This window comes from Tumidithrix helvetica PCC 7403 (assembly GCF_965232925.1).
Lineage (GTDB): Bacteria > Cyanobacteriota > Cyanobacteriia > Pseudanabaenales > Pseudanabaenaceae > Tumidithrix > Tumidithrix helvetica.
Map to the genome: position 1 here is coordinate 37370 of NZ_CBDDRA010000012.1, position 18484 is coordinate 55853.

General features: G+C 43.4%; 14 protein-coding genes and 1 pseudogene. 8 read left to right on the forward strand and 7 right to left on the reverse strand.

Features of this window, described 5'->3' with window-relative positions:
- Positions 1-169 precede the first annotated feature (169 nt).
- The 3 genes and pseudogenes from ACP2WE_RS12540 to ACP2WE_RS12550 all read right to left on the reverse strand — a co-directional run.
- Positions 170-382: pseudogene (locus ACP2WE_RS12540) on the reverse strand (PIN domain-containing protein); the annotation flags it as partial.
- Positions 379-600 (reverse strand): hypothetical protein, encoded by a 222-nt coding sequence (locus ACP2WE_RS12545; protein WP_425215892.1) that lies wholly within the window; start codon positions 598-600, stop codon positions 379-381. The gene ACP2WE_RS12545 and the pseudogene ACP2WE_RS12540, both read right to left, overlap by 4 nt.
- 326 nt (positions 601-926) lie before the next feature.
- A complete protein-coding gene (locus ACP2WE_RS12550; RefSeq protein WP_425215893.1) occupies positions 927-3833 on the reverse strand; it encodes a tetratricopeptide repeat protein in 2907 nt (968 codons plus the stop codon).
- Positions 3834-4160: 327 nt separating this feature from the next.
- On the opposite strand from ACP2WE_RS12550, the gene ACP2WE_RS12555 reads away from it, so the two are divergent.
- The gene (locus ACP2WE_RS12555) at positions 4161-5309 is read left to right on the forward strand and encodes a cache domain-containing protein (RefSeq protein ID WP_425215894.1); all 1149 of its coding nucleotides are present in this window, start codon (positions 4161-4163) and stop codon (positions 5307-5309) included.
- Complete coding sequence (locus ACP2WE_RS12560; protein ID WP_425215895.1) at positions 5302-6438, forward strand: ligand-gated ion channel; 1137 nt, start codon at positions 5302-5304, stop codon at positions 6436-6438. The genes ACP2WE_RS12555 and ACP2WE_RS12560 overlap by 8 nt, the downstream gene beginning before the upstream one ends.
- A gap of 76 nt (positions 6439-6514) precedes the next feature.
- Here the strand turns inward: ACP2WE_RS12560 and pdxH are convergent, their stop codons facing one another.
- Positions 6515-7153, reverse strand: a complete 639-nt coding sequence (pdxH, locus tag ACP2WE_RS12565) for a pyridoxamine 5'-phosphate oxidase (RefSeq protein ID WP_425215896.1) — start codon at positions 7151-7153, stop codon at positions 6515-6517.
- A 297-nt stretch (positions 7154-7450) separates the two neighbouring features.
- Between pdxH and ACP2WE_RS12570 the strand changes: the two genes are divergently transcribed.
- The 3 genes from ACP2WE_RS12570 (at position 7451) to ACP2WE_RS12580 (ending at position 11455) form a co-directional block, all read left to right on the forward strand.
- On the forward strand, positions 7451-9601 hold the full coding sequence (locus ACP2WE_RS12570) for an adenylate/guanylate cyclase domain-containing protein (protein ID WP_425215897.1): 2151 nt from the start codon (positions 7451-7453) through the stop codon (positions 9599-9601).
- Positions 9588-11054, forward strand: coding sequence for a mechanosensitive ion channel domain-containing protein (locus ACP2WE_RS12575; RefSeq protein WP_425215898.1), 1467 nt, complete (start codon positions 9588-9590; stop codon positions 11052-11054). Before ACP2WE_RS12570 ends, ACP2WE_RS12575 begins: the two co-directional genes overlap by 14 nt.
- Positions 11055-11167: 113 nt before the next feature.
- Positions 11168-11455: a hypothetical protein gene (locus ACP2WE_RS12580; protein WP_425215899.1), complete on the forward strand. Its 288-nt coding sequence runs from the start codon at positions 11168-11170 to the stop codon at positions 11453-11455.
- Positions 11456-11534: 79 nt separating this feature from the next.
- Here the strand turns inward: ACP2WE_RS12580 and ACP2WE_RS12585 are convergent, their stop codons facing one another.
- The gene (locus ACP2WE_RS12585; protein WP_425215900.1) at positions 11535-12029 is read right to left on the reverse strand and encodes a 2TM domain-containing protein; all 495 of its coding nucleotides are present in this window, start codon (positions 12027-12029) and stop codon (positions 11535-11537) included.
- A 183-nt stretch (positions 12030-12212) separates the two neighbouring features.
- Positions 12213-12317: a cytochrome b6-f complex subunit V gene (petG, locus tag ACP2WE_RS12590; RefSeq protein ID WP_425215901.1), complete on the reverse strand. Its 105-nt coding sequence runs from the start codon at positions 12315-12317 to the stop codon at positions 12213-12215.
- Positions 12318-12373: 56 nt separating this feature from the next.
- Here petG and ACP2WE_RS12595 point away from each other — a divergent pair, with 56 nt between their 5' ends.
- Positions 12374-13453, forward strand: coding sequence for a DUF1517 domain-containing protein (locus ACP2WE_RS12595; protein WP_425215902.1), 1080 nt, complete (start codon positions 12374-12376; stop codon positions 13451-13453).
- A gap of 24 nt (positions 13454-13477) precedes the next feature.
- Here the strand turns inward: ACP2WE_RS12595 and ACP2WE_RS12600 are convergent, their stop codons facing one another.
- Positions 13478-14179, reverse strand: coding sequence for an ABC transporter ATP-binding protein (locus tag ACP2WE_RS12600; protein WP_425215903.1), 702 nt, complete (start codon positions 14177-14179; stop codon positions 13478-13480).
- A 97-nt stretch (positions 14180-14276) separates the two neighbouring features.
- Here ACP2WE_RS12600 and grpE point away from each other — a divergent pair, with 97 nt between their 5' ends.
- The gene (gene grpE / locus ACP2WE_RS12605) at positions 14277-15848 is read left to right on the forward strand and encodes a nucleotide exchange factor GrpE (protein WP_425215904.1); all 1572 of its coding nucleotides are present in this window, start codon (positions 14277-14279) and stop codon (positions 15846-15848) included.
- A gap of 316 nt (positions 15849-16164) precedes the next feature.
- The gene (locus tag ACP2WE_RS12610; RefSeq protein WP_425215905.1) at positions 16165-18471 is read left to right on the forward strand and encodes a GTPase family protein; all 2307 of its coding nucleotides are present in this window, start codon (positions 16165-16167) and stop codon (positions 18469-18471) included.
- Positions 18472-18484 lie beyond the last annotated feature (13 nt).

An 18484-nucleotide genomic window follows, 5' to 3' on the forward strand; every position in this document is an offset into this window, starting at 1 on the left:
GTGCAATTATCCCTATGCCTCTAGGACAGGCTGAGCGATCGGCTTGATGATTTAGACGCTTGTATTAAATACGCACCGATTTGAATTTTGGATGAATTGGCGACTCATTTAGGATTGCTATAGCATGTTTGCTTGCAATTCACTGCAACTACTCCAGATTGAAACAAGGTATCACTTCACTTACTTCTGCAAGGCGATCGAATCGCTGCATTTGTTTTTGAGCGTCTTTATAAAGTAAACCGCTCTTGATTTCATAGTATGTAAAGACTGAGAATGAAAGATAGGAATAGCCTTGACGATAAAGGCGGAACTTCTCAACCACTATCGGGTTCCCACGCAAAAAATAGGAGAGGATATTCGTGTCGAGTAGTGCTTTTTTCATGCACGATTCATCCTATCCAGATCGAGTTGACGATTAGCTTCTGCCTCTTCGACAATGGCTTTCATCATATCTTCTGCATCGGCTGCCATACCAGCAAATTCCATAAAGTCAACTTGTGGTCGTTTAGCTTTCATAAATTGGACAAAGTTGAGAATCTCTGTAAACATCGAAATCGGGGTGTTTTCTAGTTCGTGAAGTAATCGTTCTTTGGTTGTCATATGTTTTCCTCCTATTGCTTTTAAGATAGCGTATCATTTCCTAATATGTGACAGTTGAAGGTGCTGGTGTCGAGATTCGTTCATCTGGGTAAGTAGGTGAAACCATCTCAAGCGGATAGCTAAGAACTTATACTCATTAACTCGGCAACCCTAGATATTAAAGGAGATCCCGTTGTTTCAAGGGTCGCCACCTAAAAAATGCACGCTCGATTATTGCCAAGTTAATAGGAGATATACCCAGTAGCATGAAATCAAGTTTCGCCCGAATCACTGACATGAGCGGACAGTTTTTAACAAAAGTAAAAGATCTTAGTTAGCGATTTAGTTCAATGTAGAGCGTCTCCTTTGATTTGAGGATGGCAATTCGCGATTGCGTTATCACCTATATCCAGCAGAGTATGACAGCAGACAATGTTGTAATAAACAAGATGCTTGTTGGGAGGATCGTTGGAATCGAAAAGAAACAGTCTAGCTAGTTCTATGGTTGCTTCTCGGTAACGTTTTAAATAACACAAACAATTTGCCCGATAAAACCACACTTCCTTATTGCCAGAATTAGCTTCAAGTGCTCGATTGAGATAGGAAAAGGCTTCTTGATATCGTTCGAGATTGTAAAAGATATATCCACATTTTTTCCAAATCCCATCAAAATTGGGATCGAGTTTAATTACCCGATCGTACGCTCCCAGCGCATCTTCGAGCTTGCCTAATAACAGAAAGAGATCTCCTTTTAAATTCCAAGCATATTCATCATCTGAATTGAGTTCGATCGCGCGATCGATAGGTTCTAAAGCTTCATCATAACGCTTGAGCTTATGCAACGCAAAGCCCAAATTACTCCACAACTTTGAACAGGTTGGTTCGACTTTAATCGCTTGTTTGCAGGCTTCAATCAATTCTCGATCTTGATTTAATCGATCTAACAAATTTGTCTTGAGGTTCCAAGAACAGCAATTTTCGGGGTCTTCAGCGATCGCGCGATCGGTATAAACCAAGGCTTCTTCGTAGCGATCTAAATAAAATAACATCCAAGCACATTGTCGCGAAATGCGACCTCGGAAAGCACCAAAACGTTTCGATGCTTGTTCTTCTAAGGTTCGTTCCATTGTTAGCTCATAAGCTGCGATCGCTTCCTCATATCGTCCGAGTTTTTCCAGCGCATCACCACGCAACTCTAGTACGTTATACTGATTGCCCTGGCAGAATTCTAGCGCACGATCACAGGCTTCCAAAGCTTCTGCATACCTACCAAGATCGATGAAAGCATTGATATGAAAATGCCATCCCACTTCAGATTTTGGTGCGATGGAAACCATTTTTTCTCTACAGGCATCGGCTTCTTCTTTCTCACCTTTTTGCAAAAAGAAAGATCTTTGAATGTCCAGCTCATATTGGATAGAATCGCTGTCGCGATAAAGCAAAGCTTTACGAAAAGCTTCACGAGATTCATCTTTACGTCCGAGTTCCCAAAGCACGCATCCTCGCTGATGCCATTGCGAAGATTCTTCTATTTCAGAATCAAGAATTTTATCGATCGCTAAGATAGCCTCTTCATACCGTCTCAAAATAACTAGCACTTCTGCGATTTCTTTCAAAGCTCTTACTTTTTCTTGCTTTTCAGTTGCATGTTCCAGCCACTTTTCGCAAAATATCATAATATCTTCATGACGACCAATCTCTTTCAGATATCTGATATGCATCATTCTCATTTCAAATAAGTCATACCAGTCTCTATCGGATGTAATAATCTCAGTATCAGCAATATCAAACACTCTAGCCGATGAGATTGCCGCTGCTTCCCATCTTTTTAAGCGCCCGAGAATTATTGCACTTTGCCTCCAAAACCTTCGAGTGTCTGGCATGAGCAATAAGGCTCGATCGATCGATGTCAGGGCTTCTTCAAGTCGTTCGAGTTGCTCTAAAGTAACGGCTTTGCCATACCAAGCCTCAGGGGACTCTGGACTTAAAGCGATCGCCTCATCATAGGCAACCAAGGCTTCATTATACTTACGAAGTGCTCGAAAAGAATTTCCTCGCTTAGTTGCGATTTCATGTTTTGGAAATATTGCATCTTTCTTACCAGATAGTAGCAAGGCAATTTCATAGTTATTTAGTTCTAATTCACCACTTCTTAAGTAAAAATCAATATCTGGTTGAAGTTCGATGGCTTTCTCAAATGCAAGCCTAGCTTCCTCATATCTCCCTAAATCTAGTAAACTCTCTCCTTTATACCTACATGCATCAGAATTACTTGGATCGATCTCTAGGACTTTCTCAAAACCTCGAACCGCTTCTTCAAACTTACTCAGATCGTTATTAAATCTTGCGATATTTCCATAAGTAATTGCTCTACTAAACCACGCTTTTACATCGTTCTCACGTATTTCAATGGCTCGATCAAAAGCATAAATTGCCTCCTCATCGCGATCCCAACTCATGAACAAATACCCTTTTTCTCGCCATACATCAGCATCATCGAAATTAATTCCCAGATACTTGTCCCAGCAAAAATGCGCTCCGTTATGAGATCCGTGTCTGTGATGGGCATAACCACGTTTTTTCCACAATTCGGGGTCATCAGGAGAGAGATGAAATGCTCTATCCATACACTCTATGGATTCGTTTTGTCTTTCTAGACGCCAAAGCAGAGAACCTTTCTTCGCCCATGCTTGATAATTGTCTGGGTCGATCGCAATCGCGCGATCGTAAGCCTGTAATGCCTCATTTCTTTGGTTTTGCCTCTCTAAAGCTTCTCCAAGCTTTATCCATGCTTGCCATCTATTTGGCTCGATCTCGATTGCTCGTTCAAATGAATTTAGCGATTTTACATGTTGAAAGTCTTGCAGTTCAGCCCTACCAAGATTGAGCCATGCTTCGTAGTAGTTGGGGTTGAGATGGATAGCTCGTTCAAAAGCTGCTCGCGATCGCTCTTCTTTTTGATTGTGGTAAGCCTCTAGCTGCCAACCAAAATATTCTAGATATTCTCCAAAGCGATTCCAAGCTTCACTATCGTTTGGATTGACTTCTACGGTCTGTTCAGCAAGCGGAAGTAGTATTGTACCGATTTCAGATCGCCGTTCCCAGCTAATTTTAAGGATATCGGAATCTGGAATGACCTTGCTATCCTCGATCTCTATTGCCCGATCGAGTGCATCTTTTGCTTCTTGGTATTTACCCTGCTCGAAAAGCTTGACACTTAGATTGAATAACGCTTTGCTGTCTGTTAAATTCATGCATCATTAGGGAAGTACTCCTTATAGAACTCATTAATGTAACAGTATAGCGTATCTTCAAGGAAAGCGATCGGTCGCACAGAATACATCAATCTAAGTGCTGTAAACGCTGAGAGACAGCGAGATCTAGGCTGCTTTTTTAAGGAGATAATCGATGGACTTCCTATGCTTCATCATTTTGGTGGCTATTCAAAAAGCGATCGTGGAGAAGATTGGGATGAAATAATTAAAATCTTGGAAGCTTGCGACACTAAAACCATTTCCTTTAGATCGCAATTGGAAATTGCTATAATTCTTTGGCTTTCTTAAGTTCTATTGGATAGATTCATGCAGTTACGGATTAAAGTTCCATTACTGACTACGTTAGTTGCGCTCATCGCATCGCTCGTTCTCGCATTATTTTCTTATTCAAATGCACTGCAATCGATTGAGAATACACAACAGCAAGAACTAAAAACGACAGTTACGTTAATACAGAAATATACCGAGGAACAGACGAAAAAAGCTTTGTCTAGAGCAGAATTGATTGCCGCTCTTCCCTCTGTTCAACAGGCATTTCGGGCAAAAAACCGCGATCAACTCGCCCAGTTGCTCGTACCAGCTTTTCTGATTCAACGCGATCGCTACGATGTTCGCGATGCGCATTTTCATTTAGCCCCAGCAACCTCATTCTTACGGTTATTTTATCTCAACAAATATGGCGAAGAAATGAGTAGCTTTCGCGAGACGGTCGTATTGACCAATCAACGGCAAGAACCGCAAAGTGGCGTGGAGATCAGTCGCCATGGATTAAATATTCGCGGTGTCGTCCCGATCGCTGATGCCCAAGGCGCGATCGGAAGTTTTGAGGTAGGAATGAGCTTTAACGGAGTTTTAGAAGCAGTTAAACAGGTGACAGGTTTTGAATTAGGCGTGTTTGTCGATAACGAACTCATGACTAAAGTTGCTACGGGTCTTCCTGCGCCTGAGAGCGAACGCGTTATTGGTGGTTTACGCAATGAAAGTTCTACGGACTGGGCATTTGTGCGCCCACTCGTCTCCCCCGATTTGCTGCGCAAATCTAACGACACGACCTTAAAAGTCCAAAAGATTGATGGGATTGATTATGGCATCGCTGTAGTTCCCCTGCTTGATTTTAAAGGCAAAAAGATTGGTGTAGTTGTTGCAGGCAAAAGTTTTCAAGCCTTAACTAGTCAAGCAAATGCCATCTCGATCAATATTTTGGTAATCACATTATTTGAAGTGATTATTTTGGCTGGAACATCAACAATTCTATTTAATGGATTGCTCATGCGTCCAATGATGGCAGTAGGAAATGCGATCGCGAGCTTAGCGATCGATAATGTTGCTAATCCGATCGCGGATCTTGTCATTCGTCGAGATGAAGTTGGGAAAATTGCTAGGAGTTGCGAGCTACTGCAACAAAAACTAACAGGGGTGAAAGAAGACTCAAAGGAGCATAATCTCAATGCTTAATTTCCTTCGCATCACGATTATCGCTGGACTTTGTAGTTTTTTGATATTAGGTTTTGGGTCTGTAGCTGCTTATGCCCAAGACCAAGCTGCTCCTGCCACTTCTAGCACTCCTACCACTCCTGCCATACCTAAAACACCTGCAGTCAATCCTGCCAATGAGTTTCCCAGCAACGTGCAAAAACCACTGAAGGTAGAAGTTGCTCTAGTCATCAACAATATCTCTAAGATTATTGATGCTGCGGGTACATTTACCGCTGATATCGATCTACGACTACGTTGGGATAATCCCAATCAATCCTTCGATCCTAAAACGGTTGGTGTTAGCGAACAGAGTTTTATTGGAGAGGAAGCCACTGCGAAGTTGGCAAGCATCTGGAACCCTAAGGTAGCGATCGCAAATTTAGCAGAAAAACCATTCAAGCAGGAATCTGAGCTTTATTTAAACGCGAACGGCTCTGCGATCTACCTCCAGAGGTTAACTGGCACATTTGAAGCCAAATATAAGTTAGGTAATTTCCCTTTCGATCGCCAATTACTACCGATTCGTTTGACTTCCAAATACAACAGCAATAAAGTAATTTTTTGGCAAGATCAAGATGATATTGATTTTTCTGGCATTCCGCAGGAAATCCGATTGGCAGGGTGGAACACTGGTAGCGTTAGCTTTATCCCATCCAATTTCAAGGGGCTAGATGGAGATTCCCACCCGCAACTAGAAGCCCAGATCGGGGTGCAACGAAATCCAGCCAGTCACTTACCAGGCGTATTTATTCCTCTCTTCTTAGTTCTATTCGTGCCAACGATTGTAGCCCTGTGGAGTAATACCGACCTAGATAAGCGAATTTCGGCTTGGGCTGCTAGTATTTTGACAATGGTCGCGCTCAGTTTCACGATATCTGTTCGTTATCCAGCCTTGGGGATAGAAAATGTCTTTTTTCAAGTGATTTGGCTTGGTTTTGCATTCCAGTTCTTGGGACTAGCAGTCAATTCCACGATCATGAATCCATCTCTAGAAAAAGTTTTCGGCGGAAAATATATTGTTGCCGAACTCGCTAATTTTTTGCGTTGGAGCTTGCCTTTAGGGTTGCTTATCTTGGTCTGCCGCGTGGTTTTACTTGCGATCGTATAGTTTTTTGTCCCGAACTAAACTTTTGAATCTTGAAAACTGTCAGGAGGTTAGGATCTACTGAAATTTAAGATTATTTTCAAGGAGATAATCGATGGACTTCCCATGCTTCATCACTTTGGTGGGTATACAAAAAGCGATCGTGGAGGCGATTGGGACGACCTTGCCAAAATTCAAAGCTTTTGGGTACAACGCGATAGCCGCCCCAAAACGAAGGGAGAGGAATTTCTCCATCTTGAAACTTATGCTTCATCTTCTCAAACTCATTAATCAAAAGTTGGCGCGATGAAATCACCGAACTTTGTCGCGAACTCCATGCACCCAATTGGCTTCCCTTGGGACGCGAGAGAAAATATTGCAGAGACTCAACCGTAGAAACCTTTTGAGCGATTCCCGTAATTTGCACTTGTCGCTGCAAGGGCAACCACAAAAATAGAATCGAAACATGGGGATTCTCTTCGATCTGTCGAGCTTTTCGACTTTCGTAATTCGTGAAAAATACGAATCCATTGTAATCAAAATACTTTAAAAGCACGGTGCGGACGAGCGGTTCCCCTTTTAATGAAGCCGTAGCTAATATCATCGCATTCGGTTCTTGCAAATCGGCATTACATGCCTGCTGAAACCAGAACTCAAATTGCTTAAATGGGCTCTCTTGCAAATCTTTACGCCCAAGTTCTGCTTGCGTGTATTCCTGTCTTAACTCATGAATATCCATAGATTTCTAATTCTTTAACTTTTCTCTCTTTTTGAGGGGTAGGAAGGCTATCTATCTTCGTTTTAACTTGTTTCGCCCAATTTGGAGGACTTTGAACATTCTTTACGTTGAGTAGTGGCAATTCATGAATTGCCACTACTCAGCCTATTCAAATTACATGTAAGCAGAGCTACTCGCAAGCAAAGTTCAAAAGCGATCGCTTAAATGTTTCTCCACAAACAATTTCATCAAAATTTGTACTCTAGAATACCTGCGATCGCCCCTGTTACGTCGCACAATCCTAAGTGAATTTTTTCTATGCAATGGCTTAAATGGCTTAGTATTCAGTCAAAACTGATCGTCATGCTGCTGGCGGTTAGCAGCAGTTCTATTTTAGTGACTGCCTATCTGGGCTATCGCAGCGGACAGTCTAACCTGACCGATCGCGTATTTAACCAACTCACGAGTTTACGCGCCTCCAAAGCCTACCAAATTGAGTCTTATTTCAAAACCACGCGCAATCACATTCAGACGCTGAGCGACGATCCATCGGTTGTGTCGGCAATTACAGAATTAACCAATGCATACCGTCAGCTCGATACCGTTCAGATGGCACCTGAGGCGCAGCAAAAACTCAGGGACTATTACAAGAATGAATTTTTGCCTAGATTAGCCAAAACTGAGCAGGGTTCGCCCGTACTCAACTCATTTCTTCCCGAAACCGCCCCCGCCAATTACCTGCAATATCACTACATCGCCGCCAATCCCAATCCCGTTGGTAAAAAGGATCTGATGGATATGGCAAATGACGGCAGCGAATACAGTCGCATTCACGCCCGCTATCATCCTATCTTCCGCAACATTATCAAGAAGTTTGGCTATTACGACATGTTCTTGATCGATCCGCAGGGAACCGTGATCTATACGGTTTATAAAGAGACGGACTTTACCACGAACTATACAACGGGAGCTTATAACGAAAGCAATCTTTCTCGTCTGGTTTCGTCCGTGCGAAAGTCGAAAGAGAGAGACTTTGCTAAAGTGATTGACTTTGAAGCCTACAGCCCATCCTACGGGGCTCCTGCTGCTTTTATTGCGGCTCCAGTTTTCGATCGCACTAAATTTATCGGTGTTCTCGCCATTCAAGTGCCCGTCGATGAGATTAACAATGTCATGACAGGTAATCTCAAGTGGGAGAGGGACGGACTGGGCAAAACTGGCGAGACCTATTTGGTTGGCAAAGATTATTTCATGCGATCGGTTTCGCGTTTCCTTGTGGAAACGCCTGAGGAGTACCTGCAAACTCTCTCTTCACTGGGTGTGAATAAAGAGACAATCAATCGCATTCGCCAATATAAAACCTCCATCCTCGAACAGAAAGTGAAAACGACTGCCGCTGATGAAGCCTTAACAGGTAAGCAGGGTATCAAGATCATTCAGGACTATCGCGATATTCCTGTGTTGAGTTCCTACGCTCCCTTACAGATTGAGGGTCTAGATTGGGTGGTTTTGGCAGAAATGGATTTGTCGGAAGCCTATGCCCCGATCTATGACTTTGAGCGCCAGTTATTAATTTCAGCAACCCTGTTGATGTTGCTGGTGATTTTATTAGCGATGACCCTCTCGCATTTCTTTGTCAGGCCCATTAATCAATTGATTGACAGTTCGCGCAAGGTAGCAGCAGGACAGTTAGATGCGATCGCCCTGCTAGAAACCAAAGATGAGTTTGGCGAATTGGCGCAATCCTTTAATGCTATGGTGCTCAGTCTCCGCGACCAAACCAATCTCGTCGAAGAGAAAAATCGCGAGAACGAACAACTCCTGCTGAGTATTTTCCCCGCCGCGATCGCCAAACGTCTCAAAAAAGGCGAAAAGAATATTGCTGAAAGCGTTTCCAATGTTGCCGTTCTGTTTTCCGATCTGACGGGTTTCTCTAAGCTTTCAGATTCGCTCACAGCCTACGAAATCGTCAGCATTCTCAACGACCTCGTCACCTCCTTTGACGAAGGTGCAGAACGCTATGGTATGGAAAAGATTAAAACCATTGGCGATAGCTATATGGCAGTTTGCGGGCTTTCGGTTCCCTATCTCGATCACGATAAACGAGCTTTAGATTTTGCCCTAGAGATGCAAGCGATCGTGCGGCGTTTTAGTCAAGAACGGGGCTACCAATTAAATATCAGCATCGGCATCAACTCTGGCGATATTGTAGCTGGCATTGTCGGTCGCAATAAATTTATTTACGATGTTTGGGGCGATACGATTAACCTTGCCAGTGCCTTAAAGGCAGCCTGTCCTCCTGGCGCTGTGCTAGTTTCCAGCGAAACCTATAGTCGCTTAGTCGATATTTACGAATTTGAGCCTCTGGCTGCCAAGGTCGAGAATGGTAAAGAGTTACTCCCCGCATGGCGACTCAAGAGTACGCAACAATTTATCCAAACAGAGGTTGAAATCGATGCTTCAGTCTAGTTCTAATCAGTTAGCAATCTGGGCGATCGCACTAATCGTCGGTTTAGCCATATCCACGATCGTACTGGGCGAACTGATTTATCGCTTGCAAAATCGTCGGAAGCCACTCGCCTCCACCTTAAAGGTGGTTCGCAACTTGGTTTTACCCGTGTTTGCTTTCATGCTGTTTACCCAGTTTGTGCTCCAACGTCCAGCCAGTGACGAATTGCTAAAGAGCATCCAAACCCTATTTTGGGTTTGCGTACTCCATGCTTCCCTTTCTTTGTTGAATGCGATTTTATTTGAGCAGGCAAAGGCGGACACTTGGCGAGCAAGGGTTCCTAAGCTGCTGATCGATTTATTTCGATTATTTTTGGTTCTACTGGGAACGGCGATCGTACTTGCCACAGTTTGGAATGCCGACTTGGCAGGACTCGTTACGGCACTGGGCGTTAGTTCGATTGTGATCGGTTTGGCACTTCAAGATACCTTAGGCAGTGTAATGTCGGGAATTGCCCTGTTGTTTGAGCATCCATTCACAGTGGGAGATTGGTTGAAAGTTGGGGATATGGTAGGTCAGGTAATTGATATTAACTGGCGATCGGTTCGCCTGCAAACCTTTGAACGCGAGATGGTGATCATTCCCCATAAACTGATTGGCAGCGAAATTATTCACAACTACAGTCGTCCCCTCGCCCTCCATGCCGAGCGCATTCGCATCGGTTTCTCCTATACCGATCCACCCAACTTAGCCAAGCGGGTTTTGCGAACCACTGCCCTAGAAACCCATGGAATTCTCACAAACCCTGAGCCCAAAATTTTTACGATCTCCTACGATGATTCAGCGATTACCTATGAGGTCAAGTTTTTTATTGCGGACTATAGCGAACTAGAAGAAATTCGCGATCGCTTTATGAGTCGGCTCTGGTATGCAGCACAGCGCAATAATTTAACCATTCCCTTTCCAATTCGGACGCTCTATCACTTTCATGGACCCACCTCAAAAGCTGAGGGAACTTCTAAAAAGTTTACTGAGAGCCTGCAATCGCTACCCGCATTTGTGCCATTGGAAAACCCTGAGAGTCTAGGTAGCACAGCATCAGAAGGAATAGATTTGCAACATTTTGGTGCGGGCGAAAAGGCGATCAAACAGGGCATGGCGAGCAATGCTCTATTTATCGTGGTTTCAGGACAAGCGGTCATGACCGTTACAGATTCGATGGGTATAGAGCATGAAATTCTTACGGTCAAAACAGGAGAGTTCTTTGGAGAGATGACCCTGTTTTCTGGGGAACCCAGTGCGATCGCCGTTACCGCTGTCAACGACTTAGAAGTGATGATGATCTCAGCGATCGCGGTGAATCAGATGATCGATCGTCAACCCAGTTTTGCGCGAGAAATAAGTCAAATTATTGAGGTGCGCCGCCGCCTAGTCAGCGAAATCGAACTGGCGTCTTCTGCTCCCCAATCCTGACCGACAAAATCCTCAGCATAGCGATTTGCTGTCTTCTCTGTAGATAGATTAAAATATAAGGGTAATGGTAACTTTTAAACGATCCAAAAGCGCTAGATTTGTTTTTAAAAACCATGCATGACGACGAGCTAAGCAAGGCAAAGCGTAGGGTAACGAGATTGGAGACGCATCTGGACTCCCTCAACGATCTGGAACAGGAGCAACGAAAACCGATGATTCAAAAATCTAGTCCTCTAGTCAAGTTCCTTTTATTAGTAGGAATTGGAATTGCTACGGTGTGGTTCGTCCAACAGTTGATTACTTACGTTTTGGGTACGGCGATTATTTTGACTGTTTTGGTACTCAAAGCCCTCCCATTGTTTGTAATTGGTTTTGTGCTTTACTTACTGATCAAAAAGTAGCGATCGCTAAAAGGTTCTTTGGGCTATGTCCGTTTTATCGCGTTTAGAGGAATTGCTCCCGATAATGAATCAAGTCATTTTAATTAGACTTTAGCCAGTTCTCTACAGAAGACGCAACCTTATTGGTAATCTGCGCAGTAATCCGATCGCGTTTCTGTTTGAGTTGCCACTTGTTGAATTCTGTTTCGTATGCCTCGCTATCTGCTTGAAAGGTGGCGTAAGCCTTTAAAGCGATGCCTAGTCCCCAGATCAAAAATGGATAAGCTGCCCATGACACATGACCAGATGTGAACAGATTAATCCCAATCAAAAAAGCATTCACAATAAAATATTTGAGCAGCCCATCGCGAAACTCTTTTCTTTTATAAATATCAAAATCAGCCCGTTCTTGAGATTTACTTTTTTGCGCCATCCATTCTTGTTCGGCAGCAAGAAAATCTGCTTCACTTACGCCTAGCTCCGAGGCAATTTCGCTAACTTGTTGTCGTGAAAGCAGATCGCCATGTTTAGACTTACGAGCTAAGGCCCGTTGCAAAATCTGCTGTACTTGTTCCTCTGTATAAGACTCTGGCATATGAATTATTTCGTCCTCCCCAAAACTAGGGATTATAAATTACGCCTTTCTCCTTGCTCTTTTCCCATGGGATATCTACTACCGCTAAAATATTATTATCACTAAAAAATAAAAATACCCTAACGCAAGATTTGTGTCAGGGATAAATGGTTTAAATTATTGAGTAATTATGCCTAATTACACCTACATCGGATCGCGACGATATTGCTGATATGCCGCAAAAAATAGACCAGCGAGGGTAATAAAGATTAAACCCAAACAAATACCTGAAAGAATTGGCTCTACCACAACTAAATAATTGAAACGCTACACCCTATAGTTTAAACGTTTAACTACCAACTACTATGCGTAAGACAAAATTTCAATTCTTAGCTGCTACTTTACTAGCATTTTCAACGGTTCAAGCGATCGATTTGGGCTTTAGCGATTCCTTTCAGGATGCGTCCCACCGCCAACAAGATACATTTTTACTGTTAGATCGGCAAGCTAATGCTAAAAGTAGTGCTGGTCGAACTAGGAGTGGCTCTTTTAACCGCTCGACTCCTTCAAACTCTGGTAGCTCTAGCCCCACAAGATCGTCAGATCCTTCAACACCTAGTCGTACCAACGATCGCGACTCTTTTTCTCCTAGTCGGCCTTCAAATGGTGGCAACCCGATCATTGCCCCAGTAATCATCAATAATAATAATTCTCGCCCTTCTTCAACCCCTGGCACTTACCAGTCATCTACCAGTACTTCGGATGAGGTGCCTTGGTTTGTCTGGTTGATTGTTTTACTGATTGGTGGCTCAATTACCTACTTTATTATTCGTGCCATCTTTTTCCGCAACAAGTCCAAAGGGGCTTCTGGGGATTTGGGCAATGATACTTTTACAGTTAGCAAACTCCAAGTTGCCCTCTTAGCCCAAGCGCGTGAAGTGCAAGCTCGATTAACAGAGTTGAGCCTTGAAGTTGATACAGATACACCTGATGGTTTGATGACCTTGTTACAAGAGTCTGCGATCGCCTTGATTCGCACCCCAGAAAATTGGACGCATGTTTCAGCCAGTTCTCAGCCTGTAAAACGTGACAAGGCTGAAGAGTTATTTAACAAGCTTTCGCTCGAAGAGCGCAGTAAATTTAGCGAGGAAACTTTAGTGAATGTCGGTGGGCGCAGGGCAGTCCGACAAGCGTCTATTGCTTCGTTAGAAAAAGATCCATCGGCATATATTGTGGTGACGCTGTTGATCGGAACAGAGCATGACAAACCACTGTTTGGCGAAATTAGAAATACCGAAGAATTGCGCAAGGCTTTAGAGGCGATCGCTGCTCTTCCCGCTAGCCATTTGTTGATATTTGAGTTGCTTTGGAGCCCACAAGCAGATAGCGATAGCCTCACCTACGATGAGTTACTCACCGAATACAGCAACATGATTCAGATTTAAGGCGATTTTGCGACTTGAGAAAATTTATCCTAGATAGGCTTTGCGAACGCGATCGTCTTCTAAAAGATCGGAGGCTGCGCCCGCGATCGCGACTTGACCTGCCTCTAACACATATCCGCGATCGGCAGTTTGCAGGGCAAGATTAGCATTTTGTTCTACCAGCAAAATTGTTACGCCCATAGCGTGTAAATTGGCAATCACGCCAAAGATTTCTCGCACGATTTGCGGCGCAAGACCTAGGCTTGGCTCGTCGAGCAAAAGTAATTTAGGACGACTCATGACGGCTCTGGCGATCGCCAGCATTTGTTGTTCGCCACCACTCAAAGTCCCAGCGAGCTGATACCGTCGTTCGCCCAAACGGGGGAAAATCTGAAATTGTCGTTCGATGTCGGCTTTGATGCCAAATTTGTCCGATCGCGTGTAAGCGCCCAATTCTAGGTTTGCGAGCACCGTTTGACGTGCGAGCACCCTCCTGCCCTCAGGGCTCTGGGCAATGCCCATACAGACCACTTGGTCGGGGCGTAGCTTGGTAATGTTTTGACCTTGGTAGAAAATTTTGCCGCTACGGGGACTGACCAAACGGGAAATGGCACGTAGGGTGGTGGATTTCCCCGCCCCGTTTGCACCTACAAGCGTCACGATTTCCCCTTCATTTACAGTTAGATCGATCCCTTGTAGGGCTTGAATTCCCCCGTAGTTGACATTGAGGTTTTCGATCTCCAGCATGGGCAATTCCTAAATTTGATATGCAGAAACAAAAATCTAGCGTACAATCCCCTGCTAGTTTCTGCAATTTTTTGGCGTAATCGATCGCAATTTAGCTATGCGTGATGCTTTTGAGTCAAAAACTGAATCATCGGAGGATAAAGATCCCAATTCTCAAACCTTTGAGCAGGCATTAATGCAGTCTGGCTATGCCACTGCCGAGCAAATCCAGCAGGCTTTGCAGATCGGTCGCGAAAAACGCATGTTATTTGTGTATGCCTTAGAAATGGTCATTGGGCGATCGCTGCCCAGAGAGCTAGTAAAGCTTTATATGCAGTCGAGATCTCAAACCAACTCGATTTTTGCAGCCAAGGTTTATCCATTTCCCAATTCAAAAACGAATTCAACCGTTGAAGTCGTTAAGGGTTCGGACGTGAATTTAGAAACGATTTTGAGCGGTAACGCCGAAACAACCGATCGCATTTTTGTGGGGAGTGAAAGTCCAGAGTTAACCTTATCTTCGGGACTTTCTCAAAATCCAAGCCAAAGTTTAAGCCAAGCGGAGGAACCCACGATGATGCGCGAAGAATTTGTGATAGAGGCTTCTACAGGTTTGGAGCCTTCACTGCAACCATACGATCTCAATTCTGAGGTTCGAGACCATATCAATGGGTTACAAAAGCCTCAAAACGGTCGAGAGCCCTATGGCACTACAAAAGAATTGGTGAATTCTACGATCGCTGCTCCTAGGGAACCCATCGATCGCCCCATTGAGGATTTGATCGCACTCATCCGAAAATGGGCGGCTGGGGAGGTTAAGCCCAAGTCCGATCTTGAACCCCAAGCAGATCGAGATATGAGAATGCGCGATCGCCGCGATTCTCCATTACCAGAATCCCATCCATTCCCAAATAGCGAAACTGCTGTATTGGAAGCGAAAATGCAAAATACACTCAAGGAATTGGTGCAGGTACGCGATCGCCTCGCACAAACGCAGGAAGAATCGAAACAGAAACAGCTAGAACGAGATCGCCTGTCAGAGCAATTGGTGAAATTAAGGCAGGAATTGAGCAAACGCGATCGGCAGTTAGCTTCTCTCTTGAGCAAGCACGAGCAGGAACTTACTAAAAAGGAACAACAACTCAACAGCATCTTTCAGGAATTGTTACAAGTGAGAGCGGAACTCATCGGTTCCGAGCCTGAGCTTGGCATTCAAGACAAGACCAATGCTCAAGCTGCCCAAAAGCCCTCCTACAATTCAACAGCCAATTCAACATCAGCCGCTAGTCCACCCACAAATCAAAGTCAAAACCAAGAGCAACTACAAGCCCAACTCACGCAAAAGGAAGAGCAGGTTAAAGCCGAAATCTTTAAGCGATTGCTCGTAACGCTCGACATCTTCGATCTAGCCATCCATCAGATCAAGCCTCAAACCGAAAGAGAGCAGATGATTCACGCTAGTTACCAGCGTTTGCGGGAGAAACTCATGCAGGATCTAAAACAGTTTGGTGTTTCAGCCATGGAAACCACTGGGCAAATTTTCGATCCTACGTTCCATGAGGCGGTAATTGCCCAACCCACCGATCGATATCCAGAGGGAACGATAATGACTGAAATTCGACGGGGCTATCTATTTCAATCAAAGGTGTTACGTTACGCGCAGGTAAAGGTTGCGGTTTCCAACCAATAGAAAAAATTCTAGCATAACAAGCGGAAAGCCCCGCGCTCTAACGTTTACAGGATGTGTCGACAGGCTCGGCAACAGATAGCGCGTTCATTTTCGGGGTTCTATCGACCGCTAATACAAGGCTTGACGGTGTATGATAAAATCATGAAATATAGTGATGGGATCGTTATGCCTCAAGTATCTAATTACCTCAGAGTTTCCGTTCACACCCTAGTGAACTGACAAGGCTAATGAAGTGCAGATTCCCTAAAGCTTCACACATCATTTTAGCTTCGTCTAACTACTGGTTTTTCTCGACAAAAAACAATCTTACTACCTTATGAATACAAATTTATCTAGAAGTAGTCGAGTTGCTGGAATCATTGCAAGTCGCCGTGAGCATATACCAAAAAAGATTCCAACGGTTTTTAAAAGCTTAAATGATCGTGTTGCACTACTGCGTGAACTTGTGTCTTTGTGGGAAAATTTGCAGAAAAGTGTTGAGACTACAGAGCTTAAAGAAAAATTAGGTAGCTCTTGGGTCTCAAGCCATGAGTTAGACGAAATATACTCGAAAAGTAAAGAACAGGGGCATATACTGGCAAAGCTTAGAGAACGTTTTGAGCGTAAGACTTTGAACATCGGAGTAGTTGGCTTGATGGGGCAGGGCAAAAGTACTTTGCTGAAAACTCTTAGCGGTCTCGTGAAAGACCCAAACGATCCATCAACTCATATTTTTGATGACATACTTCCTGCACTTGCTGGAGGAGCCTGTACTGCTTCTCGCAGCGTCATTGTTAATACACAAGGAGACATTAAGGTTACTGTTATTCTCCATTCAGAAGAAACTTATCTGAATGGTGTTATTTATCCTTACTATGACGCATTAGGGAGCTATTTAGGATTTTCCAGTAAGCCAGATAGTTTAGAAGAATTTGCACGAGAAGTATTTCCCGATCTTCAGCTAGATCCAGATAAAAAAGCATTTTACAAACGTCTAAGAAACGACTATCACAACTCTCTTTCTCAATATCGAGACCTAATTAGAGGTGGAGAAATCTATCTAGAAGGAAATAGTATTTCTCAAGTTAGAGATTATGTGATGCAGGAAAGAGATTCTCAAAATAATCTAACTACATTTAAACATCTTGCCGTAAGGGAAGTGAAAATATCTTGTCCCTTTTCAAATCCTGATGTTGGTAATATAGCCCTTGTGGATATCCCTGGATTAGGAGATTCTAAACTGGGCGATGAAAAGGTGCTCTTGGAGACATTGGGGAAAGATGTAGATGTCGTTCTGTTTGTAAAACGACCAGATCCATCACGATTTCAATGGGAATCTGCCGACGAGTTAAGCTTGTATAAATCAGCTAATGAAGCATTAAACAATCTTGAAAACAGAGCATTTATGGTGCTAAATCATAGTACTAGAACTGACAATTTAGATGCTTGTCAAAGTCTGCAAAGCTCTATCAGTCATACTGTCATTAAAGTTGTTCAGGCTGAGGTTGCTGACTGCTCAGATGTTGTGCAAGCAAATAAGGTGTTTGACATCATTTTAGACTATTTAACTGAACACATTACAAAGCTAGATGAGGAGTACGCGAGAGCTTGCCAAGAAGAACTCATTGCTATTCATGGAAAAATTGATCAGATTCTGAATAGTGCTAAGTTAGCCTTTAGTGAGTCAGGGCTTGACTTTAATGGTGTGTTAGAAGAAAAGTATGATGATTTATTTGGAGATGATAAGCGGGGCTGGTGGTACGACATCAAGGCTGCTTTTCAAAGGCTTAGACAAATACTTCGTGAACAATCTGATACAGAAGACTCTGCATTAAAAACTAGTGTTGAAGCAGCTATTAAGACCTGTAGGGATAATGCTGATATATTGACGCTAGAACAGGCTGAGGCTGTAAGTAAGATTCAAGACCGAATACTTGGTAGCGATCCGATGCAAACTTACGCTGACTATAGGAATAAATTTCGTACACTTTTATCCGACCATTTTAGCCATTTAGATCGAGGGTTGAAACAATCCACTGAAAATGTAAAACGTCAGGTGACATCTATTTTGATAGACAAAGGTAAATTGGGATATATTGCACCTAACCTTTCTGGTACAGAGTTTTTCCTAAACTTCTCTCAGCTATTAGAAAAGGATCATAAGGATTTGAAAAGGCTACAAAAAGGCATAAAAATCTTGGCTGATTTTGAACTTTCCTACAGTGGGCTAATAGAACCACAGATTTATCAACATCTAGCAGAGTTAAGCAACATTAAATCAGCAAATGAGAAACAGTCAGAAGTCTTCAGCCCCAATCCACAAAGTACGCCAGATGAGATTTTCCTTGCCCTACAAGTTGAATACGATAAGGCGATAGCAAAGATTAGAAACTCTTTAGCAGAATTACTCACACAGCCCAGTTGGTCTATGTACGCAAGAGTAGAACAGTTTATTGACAATATCATCTACCATGAAGAAGCTTTGGCTGACTGGCGGAAGTTCTTAAGAAGAAACCGTTCTCAGGTTTGGTCAGACGATATTGGTAAACTTGAGCGTGATGACCAGAGACAAAAAGATTGGGGTGCTGCATTAAATCGGCTAGAAGCATCTAATCAACTGAGTTCAATTCAGTTTTTAAACTAAATTAGCAAAGCAA